Below are 16,927 nucleotides of genomic sequence, written 5' to 3'. Positions count from 1 at the left end.
TATTCCTGACCGAGAGGGTAAAAGGAAATGACAGACAACCTGCAACTCACACACCTGGTCGAGGCCTGCCGCTGGATTGGCGCTAAAGGCTGGGCGCCCGCTACCGGCGGCAATATGTCCGTGCGTCAGGATGAACACCTGTGCTGGCTGAGCGAATCCGGAAAAGATAAAGGCAGCCTGACCACCGCCGATTTTCTACAGGTTGAAATCGCCACCAACCGTGCGCCGTCTGGCCGTAAACCGTCGGCAGAGACCGGGCTGCATACCCTCATCTATCGCCTGTTTCCCGAGGCTAACGCCGTCCTGCACGTTCACACTGTCAATGCCACGGTGCTGTCGCGTCTGGTCAACGAGGCCGAGCTGAAGATCACCGGTTTCGAGATGCAAAAATCCCTTACCGGGCAGACCACGCACCAGGATACGGTGGCCATCCCGGTGTTTGATAACGACCAGGACATCGACGCCCTCGCCTCGCGCATCGCCCATTACGCGCAGGAACGCCCGCTTAATTATGGTTTTCTTCTGCGCGGTCATGGCTTAACCTGCTGGGGACGCGACGTGGCCGAAGCCCGCCGTCATCTGGAAGGGTTAGAATTCTTATTTGAATGCGAAATGCGTTTACGACAATGGGAGAGAGTATGATTCGCGCGATTGTGACGGATATTGAAGGGACCACCAGCGATATCCGTTTTGTCCATGATGTTTTGTTCCCCTACGCGCGTGAGCGGCTGGCGGCCTTCGTGACCGCGCAGCAGTACGCCGAGCCGGTCAAATCGATTCTGGACAACCTGCGCGATGAAATCAGCGCTCCGCATGCCAGCGTCAGCGATCTCATCAACGTACTGTTTACCTTTATGGATGAAGACCGCAAATCGACGGCGCTCAAAGCCCTGCAAGGCATCATCTGGCAGGACGGTTACGTCAACGGTGACTTTACCGGACACCTCTATCCTGACGTACTGCCCGCGCTGGAAAAATGGAAGGCGCAAGGGATTGATCTCTATGTTTATTCCTCTGGCTCCGTCACCGCGCAGAAACTGTTATTTGGCTACAGCGACGAAGGTGATATTACTCATCTGTTCAGCGGCTATTTTGATACCCACATTGGCGCCAAGCGCGAGATGCAGTCTTATCAAAATATTGCGGCGCAAACGGGCATTGCCCCGTCGCAGATCCTGTTTCTGTCGGATATTCATCAGGAGCTGGACGCAGCTGAGCAGGCGGGTTTTCGCACCCTGCAACTGATTCGCGGTGAAGATGACGGCGCAAGCCATCATCATCAGATCCACCAGTTTGACGAGATTAATCCGGAGCAGATCCCTTCATGAGCGCATTGACCATTTATTCCGATAAAGACGCCAGTCAACACCAGTGGCACAGCGCCGACGCCGCCGAGATTGCCCAACAGCTCAACGCCAAAGGCGTGCGGTTTGAACGCTGGGCGGCGGATCGCGATTTAGGGCACGATCCCGCGCCTGAAGCCGTGATCGCGGCCTATCAGCATGCGATCGACAAGCTGGTGGCAGAGAAAGGTTACCAGAGCTGGGATGTGATCAGCCTGCGCGCCGACAATCCGCAGAAAGAGGCGCTGCGCGCGAAGTTCCTGAACGAACACACCCACGGCGAAGACGAAGTGCGCTTTTTCGTGGAAGGAGCGGGATTATTCTGCCTGCACATTGGCGATGAGGTGTACCAGGTGCTGTGCGAGAAAAACGACCTGATTTCCGTACCCGCGGGCACGCCGCACTGGTTTGATATGGGCTCAGAGCCGAACTTTACGGCGATTCGTATTTTCGATAACCCGGAGGGTTGGGTCGCACAGTTTACCGGGGATGCGATTGCGGATGCGTATCCACGCCTGGCATAGTCTGAACAGGCACGGTCAGCCCCCTCTCCCTGTGGGAGAGGGTTGGGGTGAGGGCACTCGCGCGCACTACGCGTTAAGCCCCTTAACATACCCCACCAGATGATCCAGCACCACGCCCCACCCTTCATGGAAGCCCATCTGCTCATGCTGCTCGCGGATCTCCTTCGTCGGATGACGCGCAATCGCTGAGGTCGCGCGGTGCATCCACCACGCGCTCCAGTTTTAAGTCTGTGTCAGGATCGAGCGTCACGATGTTGTCCTCTCAGGGCCCCCCCTTAAAGGATAGCCGGACTCAGGCAAATTTCCCTGCCGCTACCTCGTCCGGCGTGACCACGCCAGTATCCAGCACCCAGCCGCTAATCAGCGAGGCAGGCGTGACGTCAAACGCCGGGTTATAAACCTGCGCCTCTTGCGGCGCCCACTGCACCGCGCCAAAGCTTCCCGCCACGCCCGTCACTTCGCTGGCGGCGCGCTGCTCAATCGGGATCGCATCCCCGTTCGGGCAGTCCGGGTCTAGGGTCGTTTGCGGGGCAGCGACGTAGAACGGAATGCCGTGAAACTTCGCCAGCACCGCCAGGGAATAGGTGCCGATTTTGTTCGCCACGTCGCCGTTGGCGGCAATGCGGTCTGCACCCACCCACACGGCGTCCACCTGCCCTTTTGCCATCAGGCTGGCGGCCATGGAGTCGGTAATCAGCTGATACGGTACGCCCAGCTCGCCGAGTTCCCACGCGGTCAGCCTGCCGCCCTGCAATAGCGGACGGGTTTCATCCACCCAGACGTTGCTTACCTTGCCTTCCTGATGCGCGCGGGCAATCACCCCCAGCGCGGTACCGACGCCCGCCGTCGCCAGCCCGCCGGTGTTGCAGTGGGTCAGCAGATGGCTGCCGGGCTTCACCAGCGCGCTGCCCGCACTGGCAATAGCGTCACAGAGCCGTTTGTCTTCGTCAATCAGCCGCAGCGCTTCAGCCACCAGCGCCGGAATATAATCTTCCTGCCACAGCGCAATCTTCATGCGATCGAGGTTATTCATCAGGTTCACCGCCGTCGGGCGGGAGGCGCGCAGGGTTTCCAGCGCCACCGCCAGCTCGTCGCGGCTTTTGCCGCTTTCCGCTAACAGCGCCAGCAGCAGGCTTGCAGAGAGTCCAATCAGCGGCGCGCCGCGCACCCGCAGGGCGTGGATGTGCCCGACCAGCGCCTCGACCGTCGAGGCATCCAGCCAGCGTTTCTCCTGTGGAAGCGCCTGCTGGTCGAGAATAAAGAGCTGATTATCCGCCACCCGCAGGCTGGTCGTCTGTAATGTCTGCATGTCGTTAATTCCCTGTTGCGTTGTTGTAGCACATTGTGTCAGGATGAAATCCAGATGTATAGACGTCTACATGTCTTAATTAGCAAAACTGAGGAGCAGGCCATGTCGCAATACCGTACCTTTACCGCTCAGGACGCCGTGGAGTATGCCAGGCAGTTTGGCGGACTTGACGATCCTTCATCGCTGGTAGAGGCGCAGGAAATCGGCGACGGCAACCTCAACCTGGTCTTTAAAATTTTCGACCGCGCGGGCGTGAGCCGCATCGTCGTTAAGCAGGCGCTGCCCTATGTACGCTGCGTCGGCGAATCCTGGCCGCTGACGCTGGATCGTGCCCGTCTTGAAGCGCAAACCCTGGTCGAGCATTACCAGCACAGCCCGCAGCACACGGTAAAAATCCACCACTTTGACCCGGAACTGGCGGTGATGGTGATGGAAGATCTCTCCAGCCATCGCATCTGGCGCGGCGAGCTGATTAACAACATTTACTACCCCCAGGCGGCGCGTCAGCTGGGGGAATATCTGGCTCACACCCTGTTCCACACCAGCGATTTCTACCTGCACCCGCACGAGAAAAAAGCGCAGGTAGCGAAATTCATCAACCCGGAGATGTGCGAGATCACCGAAGATCTGTTCTTTAACGATCCGTACCAGATCCACGCGCGCAACAGCTACCCGGCCGAGCTGGAAAACGATGTTGCCGCCCTGCGCGACGACGCCCAGCTTAAAATCGCCGTGGCCTCCCTCAAGCACCGCTTTTTCTCGCACGCCGAAGCCCTGCTGCACGGAGACATTCACAGCGGTTCGATTTTTGTGGCCGACGGCAGCCTGAAGGCCATCGACGCTGAGTTCGGCTATTTTGGGCCGATTGGCTTTGACGTTGGCACCGCCATCGGCAACCTGCTGCTGAACTTCTGCGGCCTGCCTGGGCACCTCGGCATTCGCGATGCCGCCGCCGCGCGCGAGCAGCGCCTGACCGATATTCAGGAACTGTGGAACACCTTCGCGGAGCGCTTCCAGGCGCTGGCAATCGAGAAAGCCCGCGACGCCGCACTCAGCGCGCCGGGCTATGCCTCCGCGTTCCTGAAAAAGGTCTGGCATGAGGCCATCGGGTTCTGCGGCACCGAGCTGATTCGCCGCAGCGTCGGGCTTTCACACGTGGCGGATATCGATACCATCCAGGATGAAGCCATGCGCCACGAATGCCTCCGCCATGCAATATCCCTCGGTAAAGCGCTGATTGTCATTGCCGACCGCATCGACAGCGCGGAAGAGCTGGTGGCACGGGTGCGGCAGTACAGCTGAGTGCCAGTTTTGTGCCCGGTGGCGCTGCGCTTACCGGGCCTACGATTCGAATGTAGGCCGGGTAAGGCGAAGCTGCCACCCGGCAAAAACTCACCCCAGATACTCAATCACCGACATCCCGCCGTTATAGTCCGTGCTGTAAATAATCCCCTGCGCATCCACAAACACGTCGCACGACTGGATCACCTGCGGGCGGTTGGGCCGCGTATCCATCATCTTCTCCGGCGCGGCGGGCACCAGCGCCCCCGTTTCCACCGGTCGATACGGGTTCGAAATATCGTACGCCCGCACGCCCGCGTTCTGATACGTCGCAAAAATTAGCGTTGAGCTGACGAAGCTCCCCGGCCGGTTTTCGTGCAGGTTGTGCGGGCCGAAATGCGCCCCTTTCGCCACGTAGTCGGTTTCATCCGGCTGCGGGAAGGTCGAGATGCTGACCGGGTTCGACGGCTCGCGGATATCAAACAGCCAGATCAGCTTTTCGCCGTCTTCCTGATTGTCGAGCACCGCTTCGTCCAGCACCACCAGCAGGTCGCGGTCCGGCAGCGGCAGCGCGGTGTGCGTTCCGCCGCCAAACGGCGGGCTCCAGTTGCGATGGCTAATCAGCTTCGGCTGCGCGCGGTCCTTCACGTCCAGCAGCGTCAGGCCGCCGTCGCGCCAGCTGCCGTAGGCGGTGTCGCCGGCAATAATCGCATGGTGCAGGGCGTAACGTTTTCCTTCCGGCCAGTCCGGCTTCTCACCTTCGGCCTGGTTCATCCCGGGCAGCCACCAGCGCCCCGCGACTTCAGGCTTACGCGGGTCCGCAAGATCGATGGTCAGAAAGATGTAGTCGGTAAAGCCGTCGATCAGCGCTGAAACGTAGGCCCAGCGGCCACCGACGTACCAGATGCGGTGAATGCCGATGCCGCTCAGCGACAGAAAGCCGATTTCGCGTGGCCTGTCCGGCGTGGAGATATCAAAGACGCGAAGCCCGGCGCTCCAGACTTTATCCTGCACGTCGCTGACGGTCTCCCCCACCTGGCGGGTGTAGTAGACCTTCTCATCGGCAAAACGCGCATCGGCAAACAGATCCCGGGCGTTGATCACCAGCAGCAAATCGTCGTGCGCCTGGAGGTGTACGTTCCAGGTACCCGGCGGCGCGGGCACGTAACCTGCGGCTTTTGGTTTTTTCGGATCGCGCACGTCAACAATGGAAAAGCCCTGCGACACCATATGACCGATATAGGCGAAACCACGGTGCACCATCAGCTGTACACCGTCCGGACGACCGCCCTGGTCGCTATGGCCAATCAGCCGCATATTGCGGCTGTATTCGGGAGGGGGTAATTGAGACACCTTATGCTCCTTACGCCCGGTGGCGCTACGCTTACCGGGCCTACGGGTGCGAAATGTAGGCCGGGTAAGGCGCAGCCGCCACCCGGCTTGGTTTACTTGTTTTTAGCGGCAAGCGTCGCAAACCACGGCGCGATAAAATCTTCCGTCTGGCCCCAGCCCGGAATGATTTTCCCCAGAGACGCCACGTTCACCGCACCCGGCTGGGCGGTCAGCAGCGCCTGCGGAATAGCCGCCGCCTTGAAATCGTAGGTGGCAGGCGTCGCTTCTCCGGCAATCTTATTGGCGATCAGGCGTACGTTGGTCGCGCCAATCAGCTTCGGATCTACCGCCACGCTCACCTTCCACGGGCTACCCGGCTCGCGCATCAGTTGGAGATCCTGGTTGGAGATGTCGATGCTGTAGAGCTTGATCTCGGTGCGGCCGTTCTCTTTCAGCGCCTTATACGCGCCCTGACTGAAGGCATCCCAGGTCCCCCAGATGGCGTCGATTTTACCTTTCGGGTATTTCGCGAGGATCGCCCCCACCTTGTTGGCGGTGTCGCCCTGCACGTCAGAGGAGACCGCGCCGATGGACTCCAGCTCTTTAATCTCCGGATACTGCTTTTGCAGTTCTTTATACGCCGCCTGACGGCGCTCCATCGGCGGGAAGCCCGCGACCCACAGCTTGACGATATTGGCCTTGCCGTTGAAATCTTTCGCCAGTTGACCAAAAGAGAGGTTGGTCAGGGAGGCATCGTCCTGCTGGGTAACGGTTACGCCCGGGATCTCGCCGTTCACGGCGGTATCAAACACCGAAACTTTAATCCCGGCATCCACCGCCTTCTTTACCAGCGCGGTGGAGTACGGATCGCGCCCCTGAGAGAGAATAATCCCGTCGTATTTCTGGCTGATGGCCTGGTTCACGAAATCCTGGAATCTGGCGTCGTCCCCGTTACTTAAAAACGTGCTGACCTTAAAGCCGAGCTTTTTCCCTTCCTGAATCGCCCCGGCAACAAACTGCGTGGTGTTGTCGTCCGAGCCCAGGTTGCGGATCACCGCAATGCGAATGGGGCCGTCATGGCTGGCAATGGCGGCCGGAACCGGCGCGGGGGTAGCCGCCAGGCCCGGCAAAGAAGTGAGTAATCCAAGAGCTACCAAAGAGAGCGCAATCTTTTTCATTTATTATCCCGTTGTGTTGTCAGCGTTTTTGTATGTAAGTAATCGCCAGTGCCATCGCGAGCACCAGCCCTTTTATAATGTCCATGGCATAATACGGCACGGAGAGCATCACCAGCCCGTTCGACAGCACGCCGAGGATCACCGCCCCCACCAGCGTGCCCAGCGCGTTCGGCTTGCCGGACCCGGCCAGCGAGAACCCGATCCACGCCGCCGCCACCGCATCCATCAGGTAGCCGCCACCCGCATTCACCTGCGATGAACCGATACGCGAAGCCAGCAAAATTCCGCCCAGTCCCGCCAGCAGCGAGGCGATCACGTAGGCCGCCACCTTGTAGCGCGTGGTGCGAATACCGGAGAGACGCGCGGCTTCCGGGTTGCCGCCAATGGCGTACATCCGGCGTCCGTGGGTGGTCAGCGACAGGCCAAGCTGCGCCAGAATCGTCACCACCAGCATGACGATCACAATGGTCGGCACCTGCCCCAGCAGGCTGAACGCCGCCGGAATGGTCCCTTCCGCCATGTCGCCGCTCGGCAGCACCATGTTCTCGGTAATCGACCCGCCGTAGCTGTAGGTCATCGCCACGCCCTGGATGACAAACAGGCTGGCAAGGGTCGCGAGCATGTCCGGAATGCGCAGGATGACGATCAGAAAGGCGTTAAACAGGCCGACCAGCGTGCAGAGCGCAAGGGTAAGCAGAATCGACTCGGTGGTGCCGAAGCCGTGCCAGACGAAAAGCGAAATCACCAGCGCGTTCGCCAGCGACGCGGTTGACCCCACCGAGAGATCGAACCCGCCGACGGTCAGCGAAATCGAGACGCCGATGGCAATCACCGTCACGATGGCAATCGAGCGCAGAATGTTGATGATGTTGTTCGGATCGAGGAAGCTGTCCGACGCCAGGCCAAACACCGCTACCAGCGCGACGACGGTCAACAGCATGCCCCACCTGTAGAGAAAATCGAAAATCTGCTGACGGCCAGACGCCGCCGCGTTCACTGAAAGGGCCTTGCTCACGACGCCGTTCCTCCGGTTGAATAATAAAGTAGTGTCTCTTCCCGGGCCTCGGCTCCGGCGATTTCCGCCACGATGCGTCCGTCCCACAGCACGCAGATGCGGTCGCACAGCCCGACCAGCTCGGCGAACTCGCCCGAGGCGTAAATGACACCTTTGCCCTCGCGCGCCAGGCCGTCGATCAGCTGAAACAGATCGGTTTTGGCCTTCACGTCCACGCCTTTGGTCGGCTCGTCGAATATCAGCACGCTGGCGTCATTGCGCAGCCATTTGCCGATGGCGACCTTCTGCTGGTTACCGCCGGAAAGCCGACGCAGCACCTGCCCCGGCCCGCGCGTGCGCACACCGACGCGGGCGATCACCTCTTCTGCCCAGCGCCACGCCTGACGATGACCAAACAGGCTCCAGCGCGAGAAGCTGTTATCGGCGCACACGGCAAGGTTCATGCTCACCGGCTCGTCGATAAAAATGCCCTCTTTGCGCCGCTCCTCCGGCACCAGCGCCAGACCGCGCAGTACCGAGTCTGCCGGATCGCGCGGTTTCCAGGCCTGATGGTTCAGCTCGCCGCGCGCGACGCGGCTTTTGCTGGCGCCAAACAGCGCCTTGCAGAGTTCCGTTTTCCCCGCCCCCGCCAGCCCGGCAATGCCAAGGATTTCGCCTTTGCGCAGGTGCAGGGAGATATCTTTCAGCAGCGCATCGTCGTGCAGCCCTTCCACCCGCAGCAGCGTCTCCTCACCGTGCGGCGGGCGCGGGGGCGGATAGATATCGCTCAGCTCGTGGCCGAGCATCTTCTCAACAATCGCTTCGCCGCTCAGATCCGCCATCGGGCCGGACTCAATCAGCCTGCCGTCGCGAAGCACCGTCAGGGTGTCGCAGATGGCCTTCAGCTCGTGAATGCGGTGAGAGATAAACACCACGCCGATACCCTGCTGTTGCAGACGTCTTACTACCGCAAACAGACGCTCACTCTCGTGCGCGTCCAGCGGCGCGGTGGGCTCATCAAGAATGAGAAAACGGCAGTGGTGCGAGAGCGCCCGCGCAAGCAAAATCTGCTGTTTTTCAGCCAGCGTGCAACTGTCGATGGAGCGGCGTACGTCGAGCGAAACATCCAGCTGCGCCAGCGCCTGCCGCGCCTGCTGACGAACCGCGCGCCAGCTGTAGCGGTGCCCCGGATGCGCCAACTGGTCGAGCATGATGTTTTCGGCAATGCTTAACCCGGGGATGAGCGCCACATCCACCTCCTGCTGCACAAGGTGGATACCCAGCCGTTTGGCGTCCAGCGGCTCGCGGATACTTACCGGCTGGTTGTTAATGCAGATTTCGCCTTCATAACGATCGTGCGTCCCGCACAGCACCGCCATCAGCGTCGATTTCCCCGCGCCGTTGGCGCCGGTCAGCGCATGCACCGACCCGCCGTTCAGGGTGAAATCCACGCGCGACAGGGCCTGAAAGCCGGAAAAGGCCAGGCTGATACCGCGCATCTCAAGGCGACTGGAAACCATCCGCGTAAATCCTTCATTACTCTTCTGATTTAGCGAATTTTTCACAGCTCTTGTTGACTGACAACGACGTAAAAGGCATAAGTTAAAGCAAAATATTATTAGCCATCCGGATGTCCAGACATAACATCGGGTTAGCGCTTGCTAAAAAAGGACAACTTCATGAGCAACACCGATATCCGCGTCGTGCCCGGCCCGGCGAACTACTTCTCTCATCCGGGAAGCCTTGCCCACCTGGATGATTTCTTTACTCCGGAACAGCTTTCCCGCGCGGTGTGGATCTACGGCGAGCGGGCAATCGAGGGCGCACGCCCTTATCTGCCGCAGAGTTTTAACGCGACGGGGGCAAAACATCTGCTGTTTAAGGGCCATTGCAGCGAGCGTGACGTCACCCATCTGGTGAACGAGTCGGGTAGTGAAACCAGCGTGGTGATTGGCGTGGGCGGCGGTGCGGTAATGGATACCGTCAAGGCCGTGGCGCGTCGTCTGGGCGTGCCGTTCGTAGGCATTCCCACTATCGCCGCCACCTGCGCGGCGTGGACCCCGCTCTCCGTCTGGTACAACGATGCCGGTCAGGCGCTACAGTTTGAGATTTTTGACGACGCCAACTTTCTGGTGCTGGTGGAGCCGCAGATCATCCTTAACGCCCCGGCGGAATATCTGCTGGCGGGCATCGGCGATACGCTGGCGAAGTGGTACGAAGCGGCGGTGCTCGCCCCTCAACCTGAGAGTCTGCCGCTGACCGTGCGTCTTGGCCTGAACGGTGCGCTGGCGATCCGTGACGTGCTGCTGGCACGCAGCGAAGAAGCGCTTGCGGATCAGCAGCGCGGCGAACAGACGCAGGCGTTCCGGGACGTGGTGGATGCGATTATTGCCGGAGGCGGAATGGTCGGCGGTCTGGGTGAGCGCTATACCCGCGTGGCGGCGGCGCACGCGGTGCACAACGGCTTAACCGTGCTGCCGCAGACGGAAAAATACCTGCACGGCACCAAGGTGGCCTACGGCATTCTGGTGCAGAGCGCCCTGCTCGGTCAGGACGACGTGCTGGCGCAGCTGGTGGCGGCGTACCAGCGCTTCAATCTGCCGACCACGCTTCGCGAGCTGGACGTCGATATTCACAACCGCGACGAGCTGGATAAGGTCATTGCCCACACCCTGCGCCCGGTGGAGTCGATTCACTATCTGCCGGTGACGTTAACGCCTGAGGTGCTGCGCGCCGCGTTTGAGAAGGTGGAATCCTTCAGCCGTTAATCGCGCCGACGGGCTATACCTAATGATGATTCTCTCCACTCTTGCAACGAGGTCATCATGCAGATCGATTTAACAGGTAAAAAGGCGCTGGTTACTGGCGCCAGTCGTGGGCTGGGTCGGGCGATTGCGCTGTCGCTGGCACGCGCCGGTGCCGATGTGGTTATCACCTACGAAAAATCCGTCGATAAAGCCCAGCAGGTTGTCGATGAGATCAACGCGCTGGGGCGACACGGCGAGGCGATTCAGGCCGACAGCGCCAGCGCGCAGGCGATTCAGGATGCGGTCACGCAGGCGGCGCGCTCCCTCGGCGGGCTGGATATTCTGGTCAATAACGCCGGGATTGCGCGCGGCGGCCCGCTGGAGTCCATGACCCTGGCGGACATCGACGCTCTGATCAACGTCAACATCCGCGGCGTGGTGATCGCCATTCAGGAAGCGCTGGTGCATATGTCTGACGGCGGACGCATCATCAACATCGGTAGCTGTCTGGCGAACCGCGTGGCACAGCCGGGGATCGCCGTCTACTCGATGACCAAGTCTGCCCTTAACTCCCTCACCCGAGGTCTGGCCCGCGATTTAGGCCCGCGCGGCATTACCGTCAACCTGGTCCACCCCGGCCCGACCAACAGCGATATGAACCCGGAAGACGGCGAGCAGGCTGACTCTCAGCGTCAGCTTATTGCCCTGGGCCATTACGGCCAGCCGGAGGATATCGCAGCGGCGGTCACCTTCCTCGCCAGCCCGGCTGCGGGGCAAATTTCCGGCACCGGTCTGGATGTCGACGGCGGTCTGAACGCCTGATCGCAAATTTACTGTATGCCTCTGTCGCCCGGCAGAGGCCTGTTCGAGCCGCCTCGACGATTCGCGGTTTGCCGCTTTCTCGCGGTTTTTCTCCGCTCTACAGTACCCCATAAGAAATTCGGAATTTATCTAATAGTCTTATTATTTCCTTATAATTTGTGTGGGCGTACAGTGGAGGTACGGATGAAGATTGTCTGGTCAAAGAATGCAAAGAAAGAGTTTTCCAAAATCGATGGCCGATATCAGCGAAGAATCAAAGCAAAACTTGCTGAGCTGGACGATCGCTCAGCTCCCCGGCCCGATATCAAAAAAATATCGGCAACAGAAAATCATTTCCGGCTACGCGTTGGCGATTACCGCATTCTGATTACACTTCGGGACGATCCCGATAACCATTGTTATGTTTTGGCCGTCAAGCGCAGAACATCAACGACCTACCTTCACGAGGAGAAAGCCCCCTATGGCTGTTCAGCTAATTAAGGACGATGACGGAAAAGCGCAGTACGTCGTTATTCCCTATGATGAATACTTTCGTATGTGCTTACAGATGGCAGAAATTGACGACGAAACCGATGATGATCTAGAGGATATTGAAGTCGAACACGATTGTTATGATGACGTAGGATTACCTGGTGAAGTATGCGACATCATGCATAGCGAGAACGTCAGCCTACAGGCCGCCTGGCGCATTTTACGCGGCATGTCCCAGCAGGAGGTGGCGGAGAAGCTTGGCATCAGCCAGTCCGCCGTGTCACAGCTGGAAGCGCTGGACTCCCGACCGCAAAAGCGCACCCGCGAAAAGCTGGCGGCAATTTACGGCTGTAAACAGGAGCAGATCAGCCTCTATTTACCAAAAGAGGGTTAACAGCACTTCGCCCCGCCCTTGCCGCCGTAGCGGGCGTCCTGACGGTCGCGGAAAAATTCTTCGTAGGTCATGGGCGTCTGGTCCGGGTGGTTGACGCGCATATGCTCGACGTAGTTGTCGTAATCCGGCACGCCAATCATCATTTTAGCGGCCTGGCCCAGGTATTTACCTGCTTTGGAAAGGGTGTCGAACATAGTTCTGATCTCACAGGAAATGTAGGCCGGGTAAGGCGAAGCCGCCACCCGGCACACGGGTTAATGCGCCCCTTTCGCCTGGGTGACAATCTCGTCCAGGTTCTCAGGCATTGGCTCATACGGCGTCTCTTTCGCCGTCGGTTTGTCGACTTTCAACGCCGCCAGCGCGGTTTTCAGAGAATACAACGCCAGCACCACAACCACCACCATAAAGAAGATGGTCAGCCCGGCGTCCAGACGGTTGTTAAACACCAGCTGCGACAGTTGAGATTCGGTGTACTGTGCCGGGATCTTACCGCTGTCGATCATCGCCTGGAACTTGTTGGCGATCGCCAGGAAGCCCACCTTATTGTCCGGGCTGAAGGCTTTCTGCCAGCCCGCGGTCAGGGTACAGATCAGCAGCCACGCCGTTGGCACCAGCGCCACCCATGCGTAACGCTGGCGCTTCATCTTGAACAGGACTACGGCACAGAGCATCAGGGCCATGCCCGCCAGCATCTGGTTGGCGATACCGAACAGCGGCCACAGGGTGTTAATCCCGCCGAGCGGATCGACCACGCCCTGATGCAGGAAGTAGCCCCACGCCAGCACGCACAGCGCCGTCGCCAGCAGGTTAGCCGGGAGTGAATCGGTACGCTTCAGGTTCGGGGAGATCACCCCCAGCAGATCCTGCAACATAAAGCGCGCCGCACGCGTACCGGCATCCACCGCCGTCAGAATAAACAGCGCCTCGAACAGAATGGCGAAGTGATACCAGAACGAGACATCCATCAGCCCGCCCAGCGCGCCGTGCAGAATGTAGGCCATGCCCACCGCCAGCGTTGGCGCCCCGCCTGCGCGGGAGATAATTGACTGCTCGCCGACCTCATTAGCGATATGCGTCAACGTTTCAGGGGTAATCGTAAAGCCCCAGCCGCTGACCACCTGCGCGGCAGAGGCAACCACGTCAACGGTGCCGGCCGGGGCCAGTACCGCCATTGGGCTGTTCATCGCAAAGTAAACGCCCGGGTCAATAATACAGGCCGAAACCAGCGCCATAATCGCCACGAAGGATTCCATCAGCATGCCGCCGTAGCCAATCAGGCAGGCCTGATTTTCATTCGCCAGCATCTTCGGCGTGGTTCCGGAGGCGATCAGCGCGTGGAAGCCCGACACCGCGCCGCAGGCGATGGTGATAAACAGGAACGGGAACAGGTTACCGGTCCAGACCGGGCCGGTGCCGTCAATAAATTTGGTCAGCGCAGGCATGGTCAGGGTCGGGCGCATAATCAGAATGCCGATCGCCAGCCCGACGATGGTGCCGATTTTCAGGAAGGTGGAGAGGTAGTCACGCGGGGCCAGCAGCAGCCACACCGGCAGCACCGCCGCCACAAAGCCATAGCCCACCAGCATCCAGGTCAGCTGCACGCCGGTGAAGTCGAAGAACGGCGCCCAGGTCGGGCTTTCCGCTACCCAGCCGCCGGAGATAATGGCAAACACCAGGAACACCAGGCCAATAACTGAAACTTCACCAATGCGCCCCGGACGCAGATAGCGGATATAGATCCCCATAAACAGCGCCAGCGGAATGGTGAAGGCGACGGTATAGGTTCCCCACGGGCTGTGGGTCAAGGCTTTCACCACGATCATCGCCAGCACCGCGAGGATGATCACCATGATCATAAAGGTCGCCACCAGCGCAATCACCCCGGCGGTTGCGCCCATCTCCTCTTTCACCAGCTCACCCAGTGAACGACCGTCGCGGCGGGTGGAGACGAACAGCACCATGAAGTCCTGCACCGCGCCCGCCAGCACCACCCCCGCGAGGATCCAGATCATCCCTGGCAGGTAGCCCATCTGCGCGGCCAGTACCGGCCCCACCAGCGGGCCTGCCCCGGCAATCGCCGCGAAATGGTGACCGAACAGCACTTTTTTATCGGTCGGCACGTAGTCCAGACCGTCGTTATGACGCACGGCCGGCGTCATGCGCGTGCCGTCTACGCCCAGTACCGTCTTAGCGATATAGCGGCCATAAAAACGGTATGCGATCAGATAAATGCAGACGGAGGCGACGACGATCCACAGCGCGTTGATCTGCTCCCCCCGGTTGAGGGCGATATAGCCCAGGGCAAAGGCTCCCACCACGGAGAGCACCGCCCACGTAAGGTATTTCCCTGAGTTGTTCATAGTTGTTGTCCGTTGTTGTGAAACAGTGAGATGTTACATTTTGTTTCTAGAACAACGGATAAAATTTAACAACTTTGAAACGCAATAATGCGTGGTCAAACCAGAGATTTACACCACAGTGTTAAGCCGATCACTTTCAGCTGAATGACTTACCCCAACACCATCGTACTCAACCGACAGGTACAGCACCGCCGCCCCTGCTCGTCGAACACCACGATCTCCCAGCTCTGGCTGGAACGGCCCAGATGCAGCGGCTGACACACGCCGCGTACCTTACCGTGAGAGACCGCGCGGTGGTGCGTGGCATTCAGTTCCGTGCCCACCACGTTCTGCCCGTCACGGGTCATCAGAAAACCGGCCATTGAGCCCAGCGTTTCCGCCAGCGCCGCCGAGGCGCCGCCATGCAGCAGGCCAAACGGCTGGTGGGTGCGGGCATCCACCGGCATCTCTGCTTCCAGCGTATCGTCCCCGAGGCGGGTATAGACGATGCCAAGGTGCCCCACCATCGTATTCAGGCTGGTGGCGTTCAGCTCCTCGAGCGTTAAATGACGTTTCCAGATCATTACGCCCCCAGCGTGGAGCCGCCGTCCACCACGATATCCTGCAAGGTGATATGGCTGGCGGCATCGGATGCCAGGAACAGCACGGTCGCAGCAATCTCCTGTGGACGGGCAATTTTACCGAGCGGAATGCCGAGCTTGAACTGCTCGCCAAAGCCGCGAATGCGCCGCTGTTCCGCATCATCGCTGGTCCACAGGGTGCGCTGCATGTCGGTATCCGTTGAACCCGGCGACACCAGGTTACAGCGTACGCCGCTGCCCGCCAGTTCCAGCCCGACGGTCAGCGCCAGGCTTTTCAGCGCCGCTTTCGACGCGCCGTAGGCGCTCATGCCGATGCGCGGCGTGTGCGCCGCGTCAGAGGCCACCGTCACAATCGCCCCCCCCTGCTGATGACGGAACTGGCCCATCGTCTGCTGGAACAGGTTGAACGCGCCGCCGACGTTGACCGCAAAGGTCTGCTGCCAGTCCTCCTGCGAGAGCTGATCCGTCGCGCCCATACGCAGAATGCCCGCCGCGTTAACCAGCACATCGAGCCGCTCAAGGCTGCTGAGCAAACGCCCGCAGACGTCACTCGCCTGCGCCGCATCCGCCACGTCCAGCGTTTCGGTGGCAAACGGATATTCGCCGTGAGGGAAAGCCAGATCGAACCCGGTCACCTGCGCCCCGGCCTCCACAAATGCCAGCGCGGTCGCATAACCAATGCCCTTACCCGCGCCCGTCACCCAGACCGTTTTACCGGTGAAATCAAAAACCATCACTTCACCTCGCGGGAGAGCAGCGCCCACCAGGCATCGAGGGTCGGATTTTTTGCCAGCATCACGAAATCAATGTCGCCGTGCACTTTGCGCCAGCGGGCGGCCAGCGCCATCATCCGCACTGAATCCAGACCGTAGTCGATCAGGTTTTCGTCATCCATCGGCTCGTCGGACTCGTCCAGCAGCGGCAGGATCAGCTCACGCAGCGCGGCTTTCGTTGTCGGAACGGACGGCAGCAGTTCGTCGGTCATCACCACGCGGCCCGAACGTCCTGCCACGTATTTCAGCGACATCAGGTGCTCGTCGCGGGTGAAATCCGCCAGCGCGTCGGCGATAAAGAACGGTTTGATGTCGCGCATAAAGGCGTCGGTGGCGGTGGTCATGCAGCCGATGTGGGCGTACACGCCGGTGATCAAAAGCTGGTTGCGCCCGGTCTCTTTAAGCATCTGCTCCAGCGGCGAGCGGTGAAACGCGCTGTAGCGCCACTTCACCAGCACGGTGTCCGCTTCGTCCGGGGTCAGCTCAGCGACGATGCGCTGCTGCTCCGGCGAGCGAGTCAGGCCCGGCCCCCACATATCGTTCAGCAGGGCGCGGTCTTCATCGCTCTGATCTTTCGGCTGCGCGGTGTAGTACACCGGAATATTGTGCTCTTTGCAGTACGCGCGCAGTTTAGCGATGTTCGCCACTACCTGCTGCATCATGTCGCTATTTTCGCCCCAGAAGTTCAGGAAATACTCCTGCATATCGTGGATCAGCAGCGCGGCGCGCTCCGGTTCAAACGCCCAGTTCACTTTACTGGTCGGCAGTTCGGCGGCGGTTGGCAGCGCGTATGCGGTTAATTTTGGAATGGCCATTAT

At 59.9% G+C, this 16,927-nt stretch carries 18 protein-coding genes and 1 pseudogene; 8 read left to right on the top strand and 11 right to left on the bottom strand.

Going from position 1 to position 16,927, the window contains the following annotated elements; translation table 11 throughout:
* Nucleotides 1–27 precede the first annotated feature (27 nt).
* The 3 genes from FZF21_RS06105 to FZF21_RS06095 are packed head-to-tail and all read left to right on the top strand — an operon-like array spanning nucleotide 28 to nucleotide 1,867.
* Complete coding sequence (locus FZF21_RS06105; RefSeq protein WP_017382494.1) at nucleotides 28–642, top strand: methylthioribulose 1-phosphate dehydratase; 615 nt, start codon at nucleotides 28–30, stop codon at nucleotides 640–642.
* Nucleotides 639–1,328 (top strand): acireductone synthase, encoded by a 690-nt coding sequence (gene mtnC / locus FZF21_RS06100; RefSeq protein ID WP_017382495.1) that lies wholly within the window; start codon nucleotides 639–641, stop codon nucleotides 1,326–1,328. The genes FZF21_RS06105 and mtnC overlap by 4 nt, the downstream gene beginning before the upstream one ends.
* On the top strand, nucleotides 1,325–1,867 hold the full coding sequence (locus FZF21_RS06095) for an acireductone dioxygenase (protein ID WP_023296108.1): 543 nt from the start codon (nucleotides 1,325–1,327) through the stop codon (nucleotides 1,865–1,867). Before mtnC ends, FZF21_RS06095 begins: the two co-directional genes overlap by 4 nt.
* A 66-nt stretch (nucleotides 1,868–1,933) precedes the next feature.
* Here FZF21_RS06095 and FZF21_RS06090 read toward each other — a convergent pair.
* Nucleotides 1,934–2,117: pseudogene (locus FZF21_RS06090) on the bottom strand (hypothetical protein).
* A 42-nt stretch (nucleotides 2,118–2,159) separates the two neighbouring features.
* Nucleotides 2,160–3,176, bottom strand: a complete 1,017-nt coding sequence (mtnA, locus tag FZF21_RS06085) for an S-methyl-5-thioribose-1-phosphate isomerase (protein WP_023296106.1) — start codon at nucleotides 3,174–3,176, stop codon at nucleotides 2,160–2,162.
* A gap of 102 nt (nucleotides 3,177–3,278) precedes the next feature.
* Here mtnA and mtnK point away from each other — a divergent pair, with 102 nt between their 5' ends.
* Complete coding sequence (mtnK, locus tag FZF21_RS06080) at nucleotides 3,279–4,478, top strand: S-methyl-5-thioribose kinase (protein WP_047737910.1); 1,200 nt, start codon at nucleotides 3,279–3,281, stop codon at nucleotides 4,476–4,478.
* A gap of 90 nt (nucleotides 4,479–4,568) precedes the next feature.
* On the opposite strand, the gene FZF21_RS06075 is transcribed toward mtnK, so the two are convergent.
* From FZF21_RS06075 to FZF21_RS06060, 4 genes are all read right to left on the bottom strand, one after another.
* Nucleotides 4,569–5,810 carry an LVIVD repeat-containing protein gene (locus tag FZF21_RS06075; RefSeq protein WP_074173113.1) on the bottom strand — a complete coding sequence of 414 codons (1,242 nt, stop codon included), beginning with the start codon at nucleotides 5,808–5,810 and terminating at the stop codon, nucleotides 4,569–4,571.
* Nucleotides 5,811–5,902: 92 nt separating this feature from the next.
* Nucleotides 5,903–6,967: a sugar ABC transporter substrate-binding protein gene (locus tag FZF21_RS06070; RefSeq protein WP_015571167.1), complete on the bottom strand. Its 1,065-nt coding sequence runs from the start codon at nucleotides 6,965–6,967 to the stop codon at nucleotides 5,903–5,905.
* A 19-nt stretch (nucleotides 6,968–6,986) separates the two neighbouring features.
* Entirely contained in the window at nucleotides 6,987–7,982 is a 996-nt protein-coding gene (locus tag FZF21_RS06065) for an ABC transporter permease (RefSeq protein ID WP_032103096.1), read from the bottom strand.
* Entirely contained in the window at nucleotides 7,979–9,481 is a 1,503-nt protein-coding gene (locus FZF21_RS06060) for a sugar ABC transporter ATP-binding protein (RefSeq protein ID WP_023296101.1), read from the bottom strand. Before FZF21_RS06060 ends, FZF21_RS06065 begins: the two co-directional genes overlap by 4 nt.
* Before the next feature lie 159 nt (nucleotides 9,482–9,640).
* Here FZF21_RS06060 and FZF21_RS06055 point away from each other — a divergent pair, with 159 nt between their 5' ends.
* The 4 genes from FZF21_RS06055 (at nucleotide 9,641) to FZF21_RS06040 (ending at nucleotide 12,395) form a co-directional block, all read left to right on the top strand.
* Complete coding sequence (locus tag FZF21_RS06055; RefSeq protein ID WP_047063326.1) at nucleotides 9,641–10,729, top strand: oxidoreductase; 1,089 nt, start codon at nucleotides 9,641–9,643, stop codon at nucleotides 10,727–10,729.
* Nucleotides 10,730–10,786: 57 nt separating this feature from the next.
* Complete coding sequence (locus FZF21_RS06050) at nucleotides 10,787–11,530, top strand: 3-oxoacyl-ACP reductase family protein (protein WP_017382507.1); 744 nt, start codon at nucleotides 10,787–10,789, stop codon at nucleotides 11,528–11,530.
* 183 nt (nucleotides 11,531–11,713) lie between these two features.
* Nucleotides 11,714–12,010: a type II toxin-antitoxin system RelE/ParE family toxin gene (locus FZF21_RS06045; RefSeq protein WP_023303272.1), complete on the top strand. Its 297-nt coding sequence runs from the start codon at nucleotides 11,714–11,716 to the stop codon at nucleotides 12,008–12,010.
* A complete protein-coding gene (locus FZF21_RS06040) occupies nucleotides 11,991–12,395 on the top strand; it encodes a helix-turn-helix transcriptional regulator (protein ID WP_047737915.1) in 405 nt (134 codons plus the stop codon). Before FZF21_RS06045 ends, FZF21_RS06040 begins: the two co-directional genes overlap by 20 nt.
* Here FZF21_RS06040 and FZF21_RS06035 read toward each other — a convergent pair.
* From FZF21_RS06035 to FZF21_RS06015, 5 genes are all read right to left on the bottom strand, one after another.
* Nucleotides 12,392–12,589 carry a YbdD/YjiX family protein gene (locus FZF21_RS06035; RefSeq protein ID WP_006809671.1) on the bottom strand — a complete coding sequence of 66 codons (198 nt, stop codon included), beginning with the start codon at nucleotides 12,587–12,589 and terminating at the stop codon, nucleotides 12,392–12,394. The two genes, FZF21_RS06040 and FZF21_RS06035, sit on opposite strands and share 4 nt — an antisense overlap.
* A gap of 60 nt (nucleotides 12,590–12,649) precedes the next feature.
* Nucleotides 12,650–14,755, bottom strand: a complete 2,106-nt coding sequence (cstA, locus tag FZF21_RS06030; RefSeq protein WP_023303270.1) for a pyruvate/proton symporter CstA — start codon at nucleotides 14,753–14,755, stop codon at nucleotides 12,650–12,652.
* Between the two features lie 149 nt (nucleotides 14,756–14,904).
* Entirely contained in the window at nucleotides 14,905–15,318 is a 414-nt protein-coding gene (gene entH / locus FZF21_RS06025) for a proofreading thioesterase EntH (protein WP_015571173.1), read from the bottom strand.
* Nucleotides 15,318–16,070 carry a 2,3-dihydro-2,3-dihydroxybenzoate dehydrogenase EntA gene (gene entA, locus FZF21_RS06020; protein ID WP_017694337.1) on the bottom strand — a complete coding sequence of 251 codons (753 nt, stop codon included), beginning with the start codon at nucleotides 16,068–16,070 and terminating at the stop codon, nucleotides 15,318–15,320. The genes entH and entA overlap by 1 nt, the downstream gene beginning before the upstream one ends.
* On the bottom strand, nucleotides 16,070–16,924 hold the full coding sequence (locus FZF21_RS06015) for an isochorismatase (protein WP_015571175.1): 855 nt from the start codon (nucleotides 16,922–16,924) through the stop codon (nucleotides 16,070–16,072). The genes entA and FZF21_RS06015 overlap by 1 nt, the downstream gene beginning before the upstream one ends.
* Nucleotides 16,925–16,927 lie beyond the last annotated feature (3 nt).

This window comes from Enterobacter sp. LU1 (genome assembly GCF_008271405.2).
GTDB classification, from domain to species: domain Bacteria; phylum Pseudomonadota; class Gammaproteobacteria; order Enterobacterales; family Enterobacteriaceae; genus Enterobacter; species Enterobacter hormaechei_C.
This window is presented reverse-complemented; position numbering and strand designations above follow the sequence as displayed.